Origin of the sequence: Spirillospora sp. NPDC049024 (assembly GCF_040649235.1) — a bacterium.
GTDB lineage: Bacteria > Actinomycetota > Actinomycetes > Streptosporangiales > Streptosporangiaceae > Spirillospora.
Map to the genome: position 1 here is coordinate 1 of NZ_JBEZFD010000050.1, position 15,997 is coordinate 15,997.

Annotated in this window: 14 protein-coding genes and 1 rRNA gene; 8 read left to right on the forward strand and 7 right to left on the reverse strand. The window is 71.7% G+C overall.

Annotation, left to right across the window (positions count from 1 at the left end; genetic code table 11):
• Positions 1–344: 344 nt before the first annotated feature.
• Complete coding sequence (locus AB0C21_RS43040) at positions 345–1,391, reverse strand: DUF4192 domain-containing protein (RefSeq protein WP_500212278.1); 1,047 nt, start codon at positions 1,389–1,391, stop codon at positions 345–347.
• A gap of 192 nt (positions 1,392–1,583) precedes the next feature.
• On the opposite strand from AB0C21_RS43040, the gene AB0C21_RS43045 reads away from it, so the two are divergent.
• Positions 1,584–3,635 (forward strand): ATP-dependent DNA helicase, encoded by a 2,052-nt coding sequence (locus AB0C21_RS43045; protein ID WP_353820130.1) that lies wholly within the window; start codon positions 1,584–1,586, stop codon positions 3,633–3,635.
• Positions 3,636–3,799: 164 nt separating this feature from the next.
• Here AB0C21_RS43045 and AB0C21_RS43050 read toward each other — a convergent pair whose 3' ends face one another.
• The 3 genes from AB0C21_RS43050 to AB0C21_RS43060 form a co-directional block, all read right to left on the reverse strand.
• Positions 3,800–5,011 carry a pyridoxal phosphate-dependent aminotransferase gene (locus AB0C21_RS43050; protein WP_500212279.1) on the reverse strand — a complete coding sequence of 404 codons (1,212 nt, stop codon included), beginning with the start codon at positions 5,009–5,011 and terminating at the stop codon, positions 3,800–3,802.
• 117 nt (positions 5,012–5,128) lie between these two features.
• Positions 5,129–7,639, reverse strand: coding sequence for an ABC transporter permease (locus AB0C21_RS43055; RefSeq protein ID WP_500212281.1), 2,511 nt, complete (start codon positions 7,637–7,639; stop codon positions 5,129–5,131).
• On the reverse strand, positions 7,636–8,379 hold the full coding sequence (locus AB0C21_RS43060) for an ABC transporter ATP-binding protein (protein WP_500212283.1): 744 nt from the start codon (positions 8,377–8,379) through the stop codon (positions 7,636–7,638). The genes AB0C21_RS43055 and AB0C21_RS43060 overlap by 4 nt, the downstream gene beginning before the upstream one ends.
• A 232-nt stretch (positions 8,380–8,611) precedes the next feature.
• Here AB0C21_RS43060 and AB0C21_RS43065 point away from each other — a divergent pair, with 232 nt between their 5' ends.
• The 4 genes from AB0C21_RS43065 to AB0C21_RS43080 all read left to right on the forward strand — a co-directional run bounded on the left by AB0C21_RS43065 (position 8,612) and on the right by AB0C21_RS43080 (position 11,936).
• Positions 8,612–9,286 carry a TetR/AcrR family transcriptional regulator gene (locus tag AB0C21_RS43065; protein WP_500212285.1) on the forward strand — a complete coding sequence of 225 codons (675 nt, stop codon included), beginning with the start codon at positions 8,612–8,614 and terminating at the stop codon, positions 9,284–9,286.
• 57 nt (positions 9,287–9,343) lie between these two features.
• A complete protein-coding gene (locus AB0C21_RS43070) occupies positions 9,344–10,345 on the forward strand; it encodes an AurF N-oxygenase family protein (RefSeq protein ID WP_500212286.1) in 1,002 nt (333 codons plus the stop codon).
• 243 nt (positions 10,346–10,588) lie between these two features.
• Positions 10,589–11,407: an SDR family NAD(P)-dependent oxidoreductase gene (locus AB0C21_RS43075; protein ID WP_500212289.1), complete on the forward strand. Its 819-nt coding sequence runs from the start codon at positions 10,589–10,591 to the stop codon at positions 11,405–11,407.
• Between the two features lie 37 nt (positions 11,408–11,444).
• Complete coding sequence (locus AB0C21_RS43080) at positions 11,445–11,936, forward strand: 2-thiouracil desulfurase family protein (protein ID WP_500212291.1); 492 nt, start codon at positions 11,445–11,447, stop codon at positions 11,934–11,936.
• Between the two features lie 102 nt (positions 11,937–12,038).
• Here the strand turns inward: AB0C21_RS43080 and AB0C21_RS43085 are convergent, their stop codons facing one another.
• Positions 12,039–12,554 carry an Lrp/AsnC family transcriptional regulator gene (locus AB0C21_RS43085; protein WP_500212292.1) on the reverse strand — a complete coding sequence of 172 codons (516 nt, stop codon included), beginning with the start codon at positions 12,552–12,554 and terminating at the stop codon, positions 12,039–12,041.
• Between the two features lie 78 nt (positions 12,555–12,632).
• Here AB0C21_RS43085 and AB0C21_RS43090 point away from each other — a divergent pair, with 78 nt between their 5' ends.
• The 3 genes from AB0C21_RS43090 (at position 12,633) to AB0C21_RS43100 (ending at position 14,742) form a co-directional block, all read left to right on the forward strand.
• Complete coding sequence (locus AB0C21_RS43090) at positions 12,633–13,691, forward strand: Glu/Leu/Phe/Val dehydrogenase family protein (RefSeq protein WP_500212293.1); 1,059 nt, start codon at positions 12,633–12,635, stop codon at positions 13,689–13,691.
• A 134-nt stretch (positions 13,692–13,825) separates the two neighbouring features.
• Positions 13,826–14,380 carry a DinB family protein gene (locus AB0C21_RS43095; RefSeq protein WP_500212295.1) on the forward strand — a complete coding sequence of 185 codons (555 nt, stop codon included), beginning with the start codon at positions 13,826–13,828 and terminating at the stop codon, positions 14,378–14,380.
• Positions 14,381–14,448: 68 nt separating this feature from the next.
• Positions 14,449–14,742 carry an ArsR/SmtB family transcription factor gene (locus tag AB0C21_RS43100; protein ID WP_353820065.1) on the forward strand — a complete coding sequence of 98 codons (294 nt, stop codon included), beginning with the start codon at positions 14,449–14,451 and terminating at the stop codon, positions 14,740–14,742.
• A gap of 682 nt (positions 14,743–15,424) precedes the next feature.
• On the opposite strand, the gene AB0C21_RS43105 is transcribed toward AB0C21_RS43100, so the two are convergent.
• Both AB0C21_RS43105 and rrf read right to left on the reverse strand, forming a co-directional pair.
• Positions 15,425–15,631, reverse strand: a complete 207-nt coding sequence (locus AB0C21_RS43105) for a DUF397 domain-containing protein (protein WP_500212296.1) — start codon at positions 15,629–15,631, stop codon at positions 15,425–15,427.
• A gap of 280 nt (positions 15,632–15,911) precedes the next feature.
• Positions 15,912–15,997 (reverse strand): 5S ribosomal RNA (gene rrf / locus AB0C21_RS43110); the annotation flags it as partial.

Genomic DNA, 15,997 nt, shown 5'->3' on the forward strand with positions numbered 1-15,997 from the left:
TCAAAACCCACACCCTCTACGACCGGGCAACCGCCTGGTCACACCACAACCACGACCTCGCCGCTTGACATCCAACCTCCAGGGATGTCTGACCCTCCCCTCCGCCCTCAACGCCCCCGCTCACACGGCCGACCGAGCACACACCGCCCGCCGCCGGCGGCGCGGCTGGTCCGCCCAGCAGGCTCTTCGGTGGGGGTCGGGGGGCGTGCGCGGGCGCAAGCGGGCGGGACACCCCGTCGACCACTTCGCGGAGGACGACCGCCATGGAGTGAGCGGGTCACACTCCAGCGCACCCTCCGGACCGACGCTTGCCCAGCCGTCGGCGGGGGTGGGGCCAAGCGCGGCTAGCAGGCTTTTCGGCGGTGGGCGGATGGAGGGCCGGGGGGTGTGTGCATGCGGAGGCGGGAGGGTGGGATGCCTGCGTTGACCACTTCGCGGAGGATGACGGCCATGGAGTAGGCGGGGTCGGTGTCGAGGGCGCGTTGGAGGGCGACGTTGGCCAGGCCGCCGTCGCCGGCGGAGTAGGCGGTGAAGGCCAGCAGGGACGCGGGGGCCGGGGCGTAGGCGGGGTCGACGCGGCGGACGATGTCGCGCCAGAAGGCGATGTCGGTGGCCGGGGCGTCTTCGTCGAGGCGGGCCCAGGTCTCGTCGCGCAGGCGCAGGTCGGTGAGGAGGAGGCCGAGCCAGGCGACCTCGTCGTCGGTCGGACGGGTGCCGGTGCGGGCGCGGGCGAGCAGGGCGAGGACGAACGCGAGGTCGTCTTCCGCGGGCGTGGACGGGTGGGCGAGGTAGCGCTTCTCGGCGCGTTCGGTGGCGCGGGCCATGGCGGCGCGGGCGGGGCCGTCGAGGGGCTGGACGGAGGAGACGAGTTCGGCGCGGTCGGCCAGCGCCACGTGGCCCGCGAAGGTGGCCTGGGCGGCGACTGTGGTGGCGGAGATGTCGTACGGGGTGCCTTCGGGCGGGCAGCAGACGTCGACGCAGGTGAGCGACCACCAGCGGCCCTCCGCGACGCGGATGGCCTCGGCGACGGGGACGCCCGCGGACGTCAGGGCCGCGCGCAGCGGCCCGGCGGCCTGCCTCACCTCTTCGTCGGGGCCGTAACCGAGGAGGAGCGAGCGGCCGAAGCCGTTGCCGGCCAGGACGGCGGCCACCCGGTCGGCTGCCGCGCGGTCGGCGGCGACACGGTCGGTGGCGACACGGTCGGTGGCGACACGGTCGGTGGCGAATCGGCCGGCGGGTCCGGGGGCCGGTAAGTCGAGCCGGATGGCGCATGTGCCTCGGGAGCGCCCCTCGAAGCCGATCACGACGAGGCTGCGGGACGGGTGGAAGCCCAGCAGGTAGGGGACGGCCGCGATGGCGTCCTGGGCGCTGCGGATCACCAGGGATGTCATGTGCCGAGCGTCTCAGCGGCGCCGCAGGGGCCGCCGGAGGTTCCCCAACTGTGGATAACTCCTGGCCGATCCGAGGTGCTCTGTTCGAGGCGGTCGCGCCGGACGGGACGCGGGTGTCGGCCGCGGGCGGTAGCGTTGGGCGACGTGCCCGCCCCTGATCTGCTGACCGGCAGCGAGACCCAGATTCCGGACATGGCGACCCTCCTCGCCGCGGCCGTCGCGTCCGTCGGGGGCGCCGAGCGCCCCGGGCAGGTGGCGATGGCCCAGGCGGTGGAGAAGGCGATCGACTCCGGGGAGCACGTCGCCGCGCAGGCGGGCACGGGCACCGGCAAGTCGCTCGCCTACCTGGTCCCCGCGATCCGCCACGCCGTCAAGGACAAGACCACCGTGGTCGTGTCCACGGCGACGATCGCGTTGCAGCGGCAGCTCGTCGACCGCGACCTGCCGCGGCTCGCTGAGGCTCTGGGGCCGCTCCTCGGCACGGAACTGAAGTACGCGATCCTCAAGGGGCGCCGCAACTACCTGTGCCTGCACCGCGTGCAGACGGGCGCGCCCGAGGAGGAGGACGGCGGGCCGAGCCTGTTCGACCCGCAGCAGCTGTCCTCGCTGGGGCGGCAGGTCAAGCGGCTGAACGAGTGGGCCGAGGAGACGAAGACCGGCGACCGCGACGAGCTGGTTCCGGGGGTGAGCGAGCAGGCGTGGCGGCAGGTCGCCGTGACGGCGAAGGAGTGCCTGGGCGCGCAGCGGTGCCCGCACGGCAGCGAGTGCTTCGCCGAGCTGGCGCGGGCGGAGGCGGGCGAGGCCCACATCGTCGTCACCAACCACGCGCTGCTGGCCATCGACGCCCTGGAGGAGTTCCAGGTCCTGCCCGAGCACGACGTGGTGATCGTCGACGAGGCCCATGAACTCGTCGACCGCGTCACGTCGGTCGCGACCGGGGATCTGAGCGCGGCCGGTGTGGAGATGACCGCGCGGCGCTGCGGGCGCCTCACCGAGGAGCACCTCGCCGACCGGCTCAAGGAGGCCGCCGAAGGCCTCGGCCTCCTGCTGGAGGAGATGCCCGCAGGACGCATGGACGTCTTGTCCAGCGCCCTTGGCAACACCCTCGCCTCTGTGCGGGACGCCGCGCACGCCTGCATCACCGCGCTCGGGCCGGAGAAGAAGGATTCCGACCCCGGCGACATGGCCGCGCGCAAGGCGGCCCGGTCCTCGCTGGAGGAGCTGCACGACACGGCCGTGCGGATCCTGGATGCGTTCAAGCCCGAGATGGCGCAGCGCTTCGACGTGGTGTGGCTGGAGAAGCCGTTCGTCCAGGAGGGGCGCCCGAAGCGGCCGCCGGCGCTGCACGTGGCGCCGATCGGTGTCGGCGGGCTGCTGCGCGCGACGCTGTTCGAGCAGCGCACCGCGGTCCTGACGTCCGCGACGCTCACGCTCGGCGGGTCGTTCGAGCCGCTCGCCCGCCAGTGGGGCCTGCCGCCGCTGGACGAGGGCGGCCCGAAGGACGCCAAGACCGCCGCCGAGGGCCTCGCGCGGACCGCGACGGAGAAGGGCGAGGAGACCGAGGTCGTCTGGTCGGGGCTCGACGTCGGCTCGCCCTTCGACCACCCGAAGGCGGGCATCCTCTACGTCGCGCGGCACCTGCCGCAGCCGGGGCGCGACGGCCTCGCCGACGCCTACCTGACCGAGATCACCGAGCTGATCGAGGCGGCGGGCGGGCGGACGCTCGGCCTGTTCTCCTCGATGCGCGCCGCGCGCCAGGCCGCCGACGAGCTGAAGGACCACCTGTCCCACCCGCTGCTCTGCCAGGGCGAAGACTCCACCTCCCTGCTGGTGAAGCAGTTCGCCGAGGACGAGCGGACCTGCCTGTTCGGCACCCTGTCCCTCTGGCAGGGCGTGGACGTCCCCGGCCCCTCGCTGCAGCTCGTCATCATGGACCGCATCCCCTTCCCGCGCCCGGACGACCCGGTGTCGTCGGCGCGGTCCCGGGCCGTCGCGGCGCGCGGCGGCAACGGGTTCATGGCGGTCGCGGCGACGCACGCGGCGCTGCTGCTCGCACAGGGCGCGGGCAGGCTGCTCCGGTCGATGGACGACCGCGGCGTGGTCGCCGTCCTCGACCCGCGGCTCGCGACGGCCCGCTACGGCGGCTTCCTCAAGAACTCGCTGCCGCCGTTCTGGGCGACCACCGATCCGGACGTCGTCCGCGGCGCCCTCCGCCGTCTCGACGCCGCCGCAACCGAGTCCTGACGCGACGACGCGCCTGACGCCGCGACGCGATCCTGACGGCACAACCGGAGTCGTGGTGGCGGGACGCGGTCCCAGCGGCGTGACACAGGCATGACGGCGCGGCCGGACTCCTGACGGCGCCACGCGGCCCTGACGGCGCGACGCGGTTTGGTGGCGGGGGCGGGCTAGCGGCGGTAGGTGGTGAGGAACTCGCCGATGCGGCCCACCGCGTCCTCCAGGTCATCGGCGTACTGGAGGGTGACGACGCGGAAGTGGTCGGTCGTCGGCCAGTTGAAGCCCGTCCCCTGGACGACCAGGAGCTTCTGCTGCTCCAGCAGGTCGAGGGCGAAGCGCATGTCGTCCTCGACCGGGTACATCTCCGGGTCCAGGCGCGGGAAGACGTACAGGGCGCCCTCCGGCTTGACGCAGCTGACGCCCGGCAGGTCGTTCAGCAGCTTCCAGGCGCGGTCGCGCTGCTCGCCGAGGCGCCCGGTCGGCAGGACGAGGTCGTCGATGCTCTGGTAGCCGCCGAGCGCCGCCTGGATGGCGTGCTGCCCCGGGACGTTCGGGCAGAGCCGCATGTTGGCGAGGATGTCGAGGCCCTCGATGTAGGACTCGGCGTGCTCCTTCGGTCCGGACAGCACCACCCATCCCGAGCGGAACCCGGCGACGCGGTAGTTCTTGGACAGGCCGCCGAAGGTGAGGCACAGCAGGTCGGGGGCCAGGGACGCGATCGGGACGTGCTCGGCGTCGTCGTAGAGGATCCGGTCGTAGATCTCGTCCGCGAAGATGATCAGGTTCCGGCGGCGGGCGACCTCGACGATGCGCGACAGCACCTCGCGCGAGTAGACGGCGCCGGTCGGGTTGTTCGGGTTGATGATCACCAGCGCGCGGGTGCGGTCGCCGATCTTGGACTCGATGTCGTCCAGGCTCGGCTGCCACCCGTCGTCCTCGTCGCACAGGTAGTGGACGGGCGTGCCGCCGCACAGCGACACCGACGCCGTCCACAGCGGGTAGTCGGGCGCCGGGATGAGCACCTCGTCGCCGTCGTTGAGCAGCGCCTGCAGCGTCATGACGATGAGCTCGGAGACGCCGTTGCCGAGGTAGACGTCCTCGACGTCGACGCCGGTGACGCCGTTGTCCTCGAAGGTCTGCACGATGGCGCGGCGGGCGGGCAGGATGCCCTTGGAGTCGCTGTAGCCGTGCGCCTCCGGCAGGTTGCGGATCATGTCCTGGAGGAGTTCGGGCGGGGCCTCGAACCCGAACGGGGCCGGGTTGCCGATGTGCAGCTTGAGGATCTTGTTTCCCTCGTTCTCCAGCTGCTTGGCGCGCTTGAGGACCGGCCCGCGGATGTCGTAACAGACGTTGGTCAGCTTGCCCGACTGGTTGACCTGCATGGAGTCACCATAACGGCGGTCCGGCGGCGACACGCGGCGCACCCCGCCGCGGCGTCGCGACCGGATCCGGAAGCCCCCGCCCTCCGGCCGCGAGGCCGGGAGGCGGGGACGGGCGCGTCACGGCGCGGAGATCGCCGACAGGATGGCCAGCCGCGCCGCGCGCCGGGCGGGGCGGATCGCGGCGAGGGCCCCGGCGACCGCGCCGACCACGGCGATGACCGCGACCTGCGCGGCCTGCGGCGCGAACGGGTTGCCGAGGGCGGCGCCGAGGCCCCAGCCGAGGAACACCCCGAGGCCGACGCCGCCGCCGGTGCCGAACAGCGCGACGATGACCGACTCCCAGCGCACCATGGACCGGATCTGCGGGCGCGTCGCGCCGACCGCGCGCAGCAGGCCGAGCTCGCGGGTCCGCTCGTGGACGGCGAGCGACAGCGTGTTGGCGATGCCGAGCAGCGCGATGACGATCGCCAGGATGAGCATCCCGTAGACGACGCCGATGAAGCCGGCCATGTCCTCGGTCTGCGCGGCGACGAACTCGTCCCGCGACTCCACGTCGGGCGCACCGTACGGCTTGGCCAGCGCGGTGAGGGCCTGCCGGGCGGACGCGACCGACGCGCCGGCCTTCAGTTCGACGAACGCCCTGGTGTCGAGAGGCTGCCTGGTGTGCGCGTTCCACACCGACCGCGGGATGAGGTAGTCCCCGGTCAAGTCGGTGTTGCCGTAGACGGCCCCCACCGTGAGCCTCTGTGAGGCGCCGTCCGCGAACGTCACGCCCACCGCGGAGCCCACGCGCCAGCCCTTGTCGTCCGCGGCCTTCTTCGAGACGGCGAACGTATCGGCGTCGTTGAGGCCGCCTTGGGTGACGTCCAGGTCGAGGACGCGCCGCAGGGCGGAGGGGTCGGCCACACTGACGGTGGACGGCTTGCCGTTCACCCGCATGCTGCCCGTGCCCATCCCCGCGACCTCGCTCACCTGCGGCAGCTTCGCCGCCTCCTGCACGAGCGAGGTGGCGAACCCGCCGGTCTCGTTGGTGCCCGCGTCCACGACGATCGGCCCCTTGAACGACCCGGCGACGCCGTCCTCCAGGGAGGCGCGCAGCGACCCGAGGAACACCGTCATCAGCGTGACGACCCCGACGCCGATCATCAGCGCGGTCGCCGCCCCGGCCGTGCGGGCCGGGCTGCGGGAGGCGTTGTCGCGCGCGAGCGTCCCGGGCACGCCGCGCAGCCGTGCCGCGGGCCCGCCGACCAGCGCCGCGACGGGACGGGCGGCGACGGGGCCGAGCACGACCATCGACACGACGGTCACCACCGCGCCCGCGGCCGCCATCGCCATCTGCTCGGTGACCGCGCCGAACACGACGGTGCCGGCCGCCACCACCGCGAAGACGGCGCCGACGATGAGGCGGGTCTCGGTCGGCCGGGAGGACTCGGCCGCGACCTCGCGCAGCGCGGCCAGCGGCGGCACCCGCGACGCCTTCAGCGCCGGGCCGAGCGCGGCGACCAGGGTGACCAGCAGCCCGACCGGCACCGCGATCATGACCGAGGTGGCGGCGACGGTGAGGCCCTCCATCTCGATCCCGATGCGGAACCGAGCGAAGAGCTCCCGGAGCAGGGCGGCGAACCCGATCCCGCCGGCGAGCCCGGCGAGGGTCGCGGCGCCGCCGACCACCAGCGCCTCGAAGCCGACGATCGTCACGACCTGCCGGCGCCCGGCGCCGAGCGCGCGCAGCAGGGCCGACTCGCGGGTCCGCTGCGCCATCGTGATCGCGAACGTGTTGTGGATGCTGAACGCGGCGACCAGCAGCGCCACCCCGCCGAAGGCGGCCAGGACGGTCCGGAACACGCGCAGGAAGCCGTTCTGGACGAGGCTCATCCCCTCCTCGACCTGCGCCTTCTTCGACAGGGCCTGCACCCCGGAGGGCAGCACGGCCCGCACCCGCGAAGCCAGCTCCCCCTGGTCGACGCCGTCCTGCGCGCGGATCGAGACGCCGCTGATGCGGTCGGTCCCCTTCGCGACGTACCGGCGGGCGCCCTCAAGGGAGAACGCCGTGAACGACGTCTCGCCGAAGGCCTCCTGGTCGCCGAACATGCTGATGCCGACGACCGTCACGGGGACCTTCTCCGGCGTGAGCACCGCCGTCCGGTCGCCGACCTTGAGGTGGCCCTCGTCGGCGAACATCCTGTCGATGACGACCTCGTCCGGCGCGCGCGGCGCCCGTCCCTCGGCGAGCCGGTAGGGGTTGAGCTTCGGGTCGGTCTTCCAGTTGCCCGCCATCCGGGGGCCGCGCGACCGGATCACCGCGCCGTCCTTGGCGAGCAGCTGCCCCGACCCCTCGATGGTCGGTTCGGCGTTGGCGACGCCCTTCACCTGGCGGACCCTGTCCAGGACGGACGCGTCGATCTGCCCGCGCGCGCCCCACGGTGCGTCGCTCACCCTGGTGGCGTTCCGGACGACCACGTCCGTGTCGCCGTAGCCGCTGGAGACGTACCCGTCGATGCTCGCGGCGAGGGTGTCGCCGAGGACGAGCGTCCCCGTTAGGAACGTCACGCCGAGGAAGACCGCCACCAGGGAGCCCGCCATGCGGCGCTTGCGCCCCCACAGCTCCTTGAACACGAGCCCGATCATCGGTGGTCCCCCAGCCCGCGCATGCGGTCCAGCACCCGGTCGGGTGTGGGCGCGTCCATGATGTCGACGACCTGGCCGTCGGCGAGGAACACGACCGCGTCGGCGTGCCCGGCGGCGACCGGGTCGTGGGTCACCATCGCCACGGTCTGGCCTAGGTGGTCGACGGCGTCGCGGAGGAGACCGAGCACCTCGGCCCCGGTGCGGGAGTCGAGGTTGCCGGTCGGCTCGTCGGCGAACACGATCTGGGGGCGCGTGACCAGGGCGCGCGCCAGCGCCACCCGCTGCTGCTGCCCGCCGGACATCTCGGACGGGCGGTGCGACAGCCGGTCCCCCAGCTTCAGCACGCGGACGACCGTGTCCAGCCACTCCCGGTCCGGACCCGCCCCCGCGAGGGTCAGGGGCAGGAGGATGTTGTCGCGGGCCGTGAGCGTGGGGAGCAGGTTGAACGCCTGGAACACGAACCCGATCCGCTCCCGCCTGAGCCGGGTGAGGCGACGGTCCGAGAGCGCCCCGAGCTCCTGGTCGCCGACGTAGACCTTGCCGGACGTCGCGTCCTCCAGGCCCGCGACGCAGTGCATGAGGGTGGACTTCCCGGCCCCGGACGGTCCCATGATCGCGGTGAAGCGCCGCTCCGGGAACTCCACGCTGACATCGTCGAGGGCCCGCACCGCCATGGCGCCGGACCCGTACACCTTGGTGAGGCCCACCGTGCGGGCGCCGCCCGCGGTGCCCTCGCTCATCGCTCGCCTTGCTTCCGCTGCGTTTCCCATGCCCGGGATCGTGGCCCCGCGGCATGGGGCCCGTCGTCGGGCCAGAAGAGGCACTGCGCCTGCTCCCAGAGGAGGCCGCGCGAGCCGCCGTCTACGTCAGGCGCGGTACGCGGCGATCAATGAGACTCGATGTCCAATTGTGATGCGGGCAACATACATGCAGGCTTGATTGCTTGTATCTCGCGCTCGTACCGTCTGAGTCGTGTCAGTAAGCAGCCGCAGACGTCACCGGCACGGCTCCTCCGGCCGCCGGACGCAGGAGGAGCGCAGGTCGCGCACGCAGGCCAGGCTCCTGGAGGCCACCACGGAGTGCCTGGTGGACCTCGGCTGGTCCGGGACGTCCACCACGGAGGTGGCCCGCCGCGCCGGCGTCTCGCGCGGGGCGCAGCAGCACCACTACCCGACGAAGATGGTCCTCGTCGCGGCCGCGCTGGAGCACCTCCTGGAGGCGCAGCGCCTGGCGTACGAGACGGCGTTCGCGGTGCTGCCGGCCGACCGGCGCAACGTCTCGGGCGCGCTCGACCTGCTCTGGGAGGTGTTCCGCGGCCGTCCGGCCAAGGCCCTCATGGAGCTGGCGGTGGCGGCCCGCACCGACGACGAGCTGCGGCCGCTGTGCCGCGACCTGAACGAGCGGATCCTCCAGGTGATCACGGAGACGTTCGAGCGGCTGTTCCCCGACAACACCCTTCCCCCCGACTTCGTCTCGACGACGCTGCGCACCCTGTTCGCCATGTTCGTCGGGCTGTCCATCCAGAACGCGCTGGACGACGACGCCGAGGGCCACCAGGCCGCGGTGCTGCGCCAGATCAAGGACGTCGCGCAGCTGATCGTCCCCGAGCGGGGCACGGCGGAGGCCGGGCCCCGCACCGGCCCCTGACCCGACCCGTCCCGCACCGGCCCCCGCCGGCCGCACCACCCCGAGGGAGCGTCCCCAATGCCGAAAGCCCCCACCGAACTCGCCGACGAGGTCCGCGAGCAGGTCAAGGACAAGAAGTCGTACCTCGGCGTCATCGACCGCCTGAACAAGGCGTCGGTCGAGAAGCACTGGGAGGCCTACGCCGACATCCCGTGGGACGACCCCGAGTTCCTCGTCGACAAGAACGACCCGCGCTGGGTGCTGCCCCCGTTCGACCGCCTGGGCGAGACGGCCTGGTACCAGTCGCAGCCGCGAGAGATCCAGTCGCAGATCGGCCTGTGGCGGGTCGCCACCGCGATGAAGATCGGGCTCCAGTTCGAGAACCTGCTCAAGCGCGGGCTCCTCAACTACGCCTACCGGCTGCCGAACGGCCGGCCCGAGTTCCGGTACGTCTACCACGAGACGACCGAGGAATGTCACCACGGCATGATGTTCCAGGAGTTCGTGAACCGGACGAAGATGCCGATCCGCGGCATGCCGCGCTCGCTCAGCCTCATCGCACAGGCCGCCCCGTGGATCCCGCTGGTCAGCACCGAGATGTTCTTCGTCTTCGTGCTCGGCGGCGAGGACCCGATCGACTACGTCCAGCGCAAGTCCCTCAAGGGCGGGCACATCAAGCACCCGCTCGAGGAGACCATCATGAAGATCCACATCGCGGAGGAGGCCCGGCACATCTCGTTCGCCCGGCACTACCTCAAGCACCGGGTCCCGAACATGCACCCGGCGCGCCGCCGGATCCTCGGCCTCGCGACGCCCGTCGTCCTCGGCGTGATGGCGCGGATCATGCTGTCCCCGCCCGGCCCGATGGTGCGGCACTTCAATATCCCGAAGGACGTCGTCCGCGCCGCCTACAAGAACGACGCGGCGCAGGCGGAGATCTCCAACTCGGTCGGCAAGATCCGCGACCTGATGGCCGAGCTCGGCGTGATCACGCCGGTGAGCAGGCAGGTCTGGAAGGCCTTCGGCATCTGGGACGAGCCGAAGCAGCGCCGTGCGGTCGCGCCGATCAAGGCCGCCTGAGCATCGCGGAGGCCAGGGGCGGCGCGGCCGGCGTCCGGCTGCGGACCCGCCGCCTCGGCCCGGCCGGACTTCCAGATCGATCGGCGGGACGAGTCCGGGGCCGCGAGTTTGTCGCCGCGCTGAGTACCGGCGGCCCCCGCCGCCACCTAGAATCCTCGCAATTGAACATAAGATCCAATTAGCCGGCGCGGTCCGGGCTCCCTTCCGAGCCCGGCCTCGCCGTTCATCGAGCGGAGCGCGCACATGAGCATCGCGATCGTGACCGGAGGAGCGTCCGGCATCGGCCGTGCGATCGCCACGTCCCTGGTGGCGCGCGGCGACACCGTCGTGGTCACCGACATCAACGCCGAGGGCGCCGAACAGGTCGCCGACAAGCTGAACACGCTCGGCAGGGGCAAGGCGGTCTCCGCCGCCCTCGACGTCACCGACGCGGCCGCCGTCGCCGACCTCTACAAGGGCGTCAAGGCCGACCACGGGCGGCTCGACCTGGTGTTCAACAACGCGGGCATCGCGGTCGGCGGGCTGGCCGAGGAGCTCACCCTCGACCACTGGAACCGCGCCATCGACATCAACCTCAAGGGCGTCGTGCACGGCGTCCACGCCGCCTACCCGATCATGCTGGAGCAGGGCCGCGGCCACATCGTCAACACCGCCTCGCTCGCCGGGCTCGTCCCGATGCCGATCGGCATCCCCTACACCGCCACCAAGCACGCCGTCGTCGGCCTGTCCCTCGGCCTGCGCGCCGAGGCCGCCGGACGCGGCGTCAAGGTCAGCGTGGTGTGCCCGAGCTTCGTGGACACCCCGCTCCTGCACAACGTCAACCCCGACCTGCCGGAGACCCAGCTGAGCGGCGACGCCACCGGCGACATCGCGAAGGCGGCCCCCCGCCTCTACACGGCCGAGAAGCTCGCCCGCGACATCATGCGCGGCGTCGCCAAGAACCAGGCGCTCATCGTCGCGCCCGCCCACGGCCGCTTCGCCTGGCGCGGCGCCCGCCTCAACCCGGGAGCCGCCGTCCGCGTCGCCCAGATCGCCGTGGACCGCATCCGCGCCGGCAAGTAGGCGGAGCCCCCGGCGCGGCGCGCATAGGCTGGGCGGCGTGGAGCGCATCCTGGTCAGCTCGTGCCTCGCCGGGCGGCCCGTCCGCTACGACGGCGCGGCCAAGCCGGTGGCGGGCGACCTCTTCGAACGCTGGCGCGCCGAGGGCCGCCTCGTCCCCTTCTGCCCCGAGGTGTCGGGCGGCCTGCCCGTCCCCCGCCCGCCCGCCGAGATCGTCGGCGGTGACGGCGGCGACGTCCTCGACGGCACGGCCCGCATCCTCACCCGCACCGGCGCCGACGTCACCGGCGAGTTCCTCCGCGGCGCCCGGCTGGCCCTGGAGACCGCGCAGCGCTCCGGCGCCCGCCTCGCCCTCCTCAAGGAGGGCAGCCCGTCCTGCGGCAGCCACCGGATCTACGACGGCACCTTCACCGGCAGCGCGGCCCCCGGAACCGGCGTGACGACCGCACTCCTGCGCCGCTCCGGAATCCGCGTCTTCAGCGAGGACGACCTGGACGCAGTGCAGGCCCTCCTGGCCGACCTGGAGAGCTGAAGCGCTCTTCACCGCGCTGGGGCGGGCCGAAGTCCCCCTCCGCTGCGAGGCGCAGGGCCGCCTCCGACACCGTGTCCGGGTCGGCCATGCGCTGCTTGCGGGTCATGGTCGGGGAGTCGGTGGTCCGGCGGGCGGCAGAGTTTCACGCGTGTTGCTCTGCCGTGGGGGCAGGGGATCGAGCACCGGGTTGGTGAGGTGCTGGTAGATGATCGAGGTGCGGAAGCTGACGATCTCCCGCCGGTTGGTGAACTGGTCCAGGAGAAAGGCGTGCAGATGATCGATGTCCTGGGCCGTGACGTGGACGAGGAAGTCGTCGCTGCCGGCCATGGTGTAGACGGAGACGACTTCCGGTAGCCGGGTCACCGAGCGTTCGAAGTCTGCGACGACGTCCCGGCGCAGTGGCCGGACCTGGGTGAACACCATTGCCTGTACCGAGCGGTTGAGTGCGTGCAGGGAGACCTGGGCCCGGTATCCCTGGATGATTCCGCGCTTGTGCAGGAGCCTGGTGCGTTCAAGGCAGGTGGACGGTGCGATGCCGAGCTTCTCGGCGAGGGCGCGGTTGGACAGCCGACCATCGGCCTGCAGATGGTGCACGATCGCCGTATCTAGTTCGTCCATGGTCGCCTCCCGGGTGTGAATCCGAATTTAGTTCGGCAGTGGGCCAACCGAACCGTACGAGACTCTAACTTCACGGGCATGAGCCAAGCATTTGCACACGAACATGTCGTCGTCCGGCGCGGCGTCCGCTCACGGCTGCCGCTGATCGTCGCCGTCCACTCCCGGGCGCTGGGCCCGGCGGTCGGCGGTTGCAGGCTTCGCCGCTACGACACCTGGCAGGACGGACTGGCCGACGCGCTGCGCCTGTCCGAGGCCATGACCTACAAGGCCGCGGTGGCCGGCCTGGACTTCGGAGGCGGCAAGACCGTGATCGCCCTCGACAGGGAGACCGAACTCACCGCGGAGCTGCGCGAGGCCGCGCTCGAGGACCTGGGCGAGCTGATCGCTTCCTTCGAGGGGTCCTACCGAACCGGGCCCGACATCGGCACCGGCCCGGAGGACATGGTGACCCTGCGGCGCTTCTCGCCGTACGCGTACTGCGCGCCAGAGGAGCACGGCGGGACCGGCGATTCCGGCGGCCCCACCGCGACCGGCGTTCTGGCGGCCCTGCGCGCCGGAGCCCGGCATGTGTTCGGCGACGCCTCCTGCACCGGCCGCACGGTGGTCATCGCCGGATTCGGGTCGGTCGGCAGCGGTATCGCCGCCGGACTGGCCGCCGAGGGCGCACAGGTCGTCGTGTCGGACGTGGAGCAGTCCCGCAAGGACGCCGCCCTGGCGAGCGGGTACGGGTGGGTCGAACCCGATCAGGCCCTGTCCGCGCCGGCCGACATCCTCGTCCCGGCGGCCGTCGGTGGCGTGCTCGACGAGGCAGTCATCCCCCGGCTCACCGCGCGGCTCGTCGTCGGCCCGGCGAACAACCAGCTCACCGAGGAGTCCGTCGCCGATTCGCTCGCGAAGCACGGCATCGTCTGGGTTCCGGACTACGTCGCCAGTGCCGGCGGCATCATCTACGCTCTCAGCCGCGAATCGGAGAACCACGGCCACGAGGCCGCCCAGCAGCGGGTGGAGGGTATCGGCGACACCGTCGGCCACCTTCTCGACCTGGCTCGCTCGACCGGCGTCACCCCGATGCGGGCCGCCCGGCAGATCGCCGAGCGCAGGCTCGCATCCGCCGCCTCACACATCCTGGACGCCTGACGGCCGGGGCAGCCTCCCCCACGGCCGCCCCGGCCGATGACAATGTTGCTTCCATGAACGGGGCACGCAGGGCAGCCTCCCCCAATTCGCCCGAATGCCTTGCCCCTGCTCGCCTAGCCTCGGAAAGGCAGGAGATGGACGAAACGACCCTCCGCCGAAGAAGCGACATCTTCGATGCCGAGGAAGATGGCCGATTCACCTTCCCCGCCGTCGGAGACGAGCGGACGCTGCTCGCCCACGTCCTCGCCGCGCAGCGGGCGACCCTGGAACTGAAGTGCACGGGTCTGAACGCCGAGCTGGCCCGGCAGTCGGTGGAGCCGTCCACGCTGTCGCTGCTCGGCCTGGTCCGGCATCTCGCCGACGTCGAGCGCCGCTGGTTCAGGGCGGTCCTGGCCGGCCAGGACGCGCCCGCCCGCTTCTCCTCCCCCGAGAACCCCGACGGCGACTTCGACGGGGCCGCACCGGACCCCGAGGTCATCGCCGGTGCCTGGCAGGCCTGGCGGGAGGAGGTGGCCTTCGCCGACGCCTACGTCGCCCAGGCCCCCCACCTCGACGTCGAGGGTCACGACGCCTGGCGCGGGCCGGTCTCGCTGCGCTGGGTGCTCATCCACATGATCGAGGAGTACGCCCGGCACAACGGACACGCCGATCTGCTCCGCGAACGCATCGACGGGGCGCGGGGCCTCTGAGCGGCGCGCCACGCCCTGCGATCCGGCACGCTTGACCTGCAAGGAGTTGCTTGCCTAGCGTCGTGTGTGTGGGAGACGTATTCAAGGCTCTGGCCGACCCCACGCGGCGCACCATCCTCGACGAGTTGACCGACCGGAACGGCCAGACGCTCTTCGAGATCTGTGCCCGCCTGACGACCAAGTACGACCTCGGCTCGTCACGGCAGGCGATCTCGCAGCACCTCGAGGTCCTCGAGGCGGCAGGACTCGTCGTCACCAAGCGCGAGGGACGGTACAAGTTCCACTACATCAACACCGGCCCGCTGGAACCGATCATCGAGCGGTGGCTCAGAAAGCCCAAGAGGACCGTCCAGCATCGCTGACGGCGGCGCCGGCACGAGGGGAGGGGGCCCGACGTGAGAGCCAACCTGGCGAACCTGTTCGGCACGACCAGAAGCACGACCAGAAGAAGGCGCTGAGTAGCTGCGCCGAGGCGCAGCGGTCCGTGAAGAAGCGCGAGTCCCCAAAACGAGGACCGATGCCTGACCGTCGCGCCCCTAAGGCTCTGACAGCCGTGTCCCCTCAGGACTCTGACCGTCGTGTCTGCACAGGACCCGGACCGTCGGGTCCTGCACAGGAACCGGACTGTCGTGTCCCCACTGAGCCCTGACCGTCGTGTCCTCGCAGGACCCTGACGGGGCGGACCTGCGACTCCAACCGAGCGGCCGTCCAGCCGTGAGGCCGGTGACGGCCCTGATCGGCAGTTAGCTCCCGTACGCCGTCCGCCGGCGACGGCGCCAAGTCCGTGTACGAACGGCTGCGCGGCCTCGGTGTGCGCTTCACCCAGGAGTCGACCGCGGTGCCGGGATCACGGCCGTGCTCGACGACACCTGCGGCAACCTGATCGAGGCTCATCGAACCGGCTGACCCTCATCCGGACACGCTGCGGACGCGTGCGGACACGGGTGCCCGCCATTCCGGGCAAGCACGTCTATGCGGGCAGCCTTTGTCATCCAGATGACGAGGCTGCAGCCCGTAGCCGCATGCCGACCGGCCTTTCCCAGGTCAGCTCAGGTCGTGCCCGCCTGCCTTGACCGCCTTGATGAATGCCGTCCACTGCTTCGGGGAGACAGCGAGAACAGGACCGTTCGGTGCCTTGCTGTCCCTGATCCCTATGGCGTACCGAAACCCTGCGATCTCGACGCAGTTTCCCGACCCATTGCTCCAGGAACTCTTGCGCCATGCGACACGACCACGAACGGCACGATTCATCGGGATCCTCCTCTGCCCGCATCCTCTGTACCCCCGCCACCCGATTCATTAGCGGATGTCCGAATGCGGTCAGTCAGTAGCGCGGCCCCCGTCCGAGGGCCTTTCCGGCGCCTGGGCGCCGCCTTCTCCGCCCTGGTCACCGGACAGCCGGCGGGGCGAGGCGGGGGCAGCGAGCCTCGTGGGCAGGCGGCGGCGACAGGCACGGAGAGTGGCGCGGACCTCCCGCCCCTGAAAAACAAGAAAGGCCCCGCCGGTAACGGCGGGGCCTTTCCTAATATGTGTCCGGCGGCGTCCTACTCTCCCACACGGTCTCCCATGCAGTACCATCGGCGCTGAAGGGCTTAACTTCCGGGTTCGGGATGGGAC

Excerpts from the sequence above, each read along its gene's own strand:
- AB0C21_RS43040 (WP_500212278.1), bottom strand. The coding sequence starts at position 1,391 with ATGACATCCCTGGTGATCCGCAGCGCCCAGGACGCCATCGCGGCCGTC.
- AB0C21_RS43045 (WP_353820130.1), top strand. The coding sequence starts at position 1,584 with ATGGCGACCCTCCTCGCCGCGGCCGTCGCGTCCGTCGGGGGCGCCGAG.
- AB0C21_RS43050 (WP_500212279.1), bottom strand. The coding sequence starts at position 5,011 with ATGCAGGTCAACCAGTCGGGCAAGCTGACCAACGTCTGTTACGACATC.
- AB0C21_RS43055 (WP_500212281.1), bottom strand. The coding sequence starts at position 7,639 with ATGATCGGGCTCGTGTTCAAGGAGCTGTGGGGGCGCAAGCGCCGCATG.
- AB0C21_RS43060 (WP_500212283.1), bottom strand. The coding sequence starts at position 8,379 with ATGAGCGAGGGCACCGCGGGCGGCGCCCGCACGGTGGGCCTCACCAAG.
- AB0C21_RS43070 (WP_500212286.1), top strand. The coding sequence starts at position 9,344 with ATGCCGAAAGCCCCCACCGAACTCGCCGACGAGGTCCGCGAGCAGGTC.
- AB0C21_RS43075 (WP_500212289.1), top strand. The coding sequence starts at position 10,589 with ATGAGCATCGCGATCGTGACCGGAGGAGCGTCCGGCATCGGCCGTGCG.
- AB0C21_RS43085 (WP_500212292.1), bottom strand. The coding sequence starts at position 12,554 with ATGGACGAACTAGATACGGCGATCGTGCACCATCTGCAGGCCGATGGT.
- AB0C21_RS43090 (WP_500212293.1), top strand. The coding sequence starts at position 12,633 with ATGAGCCAAGCATTTGCACACGAACATGTCGTCGTCCGGCGCGGCGTC.
- AB0C21_RS43095 (WP_500212295.1), top strand. The coding sequence starts at position 13,826 with ATGGACGAAACGACCCTCCGCCGAAGAAGCGACATCTTCGATGCCGAG.
- AB0C21_RS43105 (WP_500212296.1), bottom strand. The coding sequence starts at position 15,631 with ATGAATCGTGCCGTTCGTGGTCGTGTCGCATGGCGCAAGAGTTCCTGG.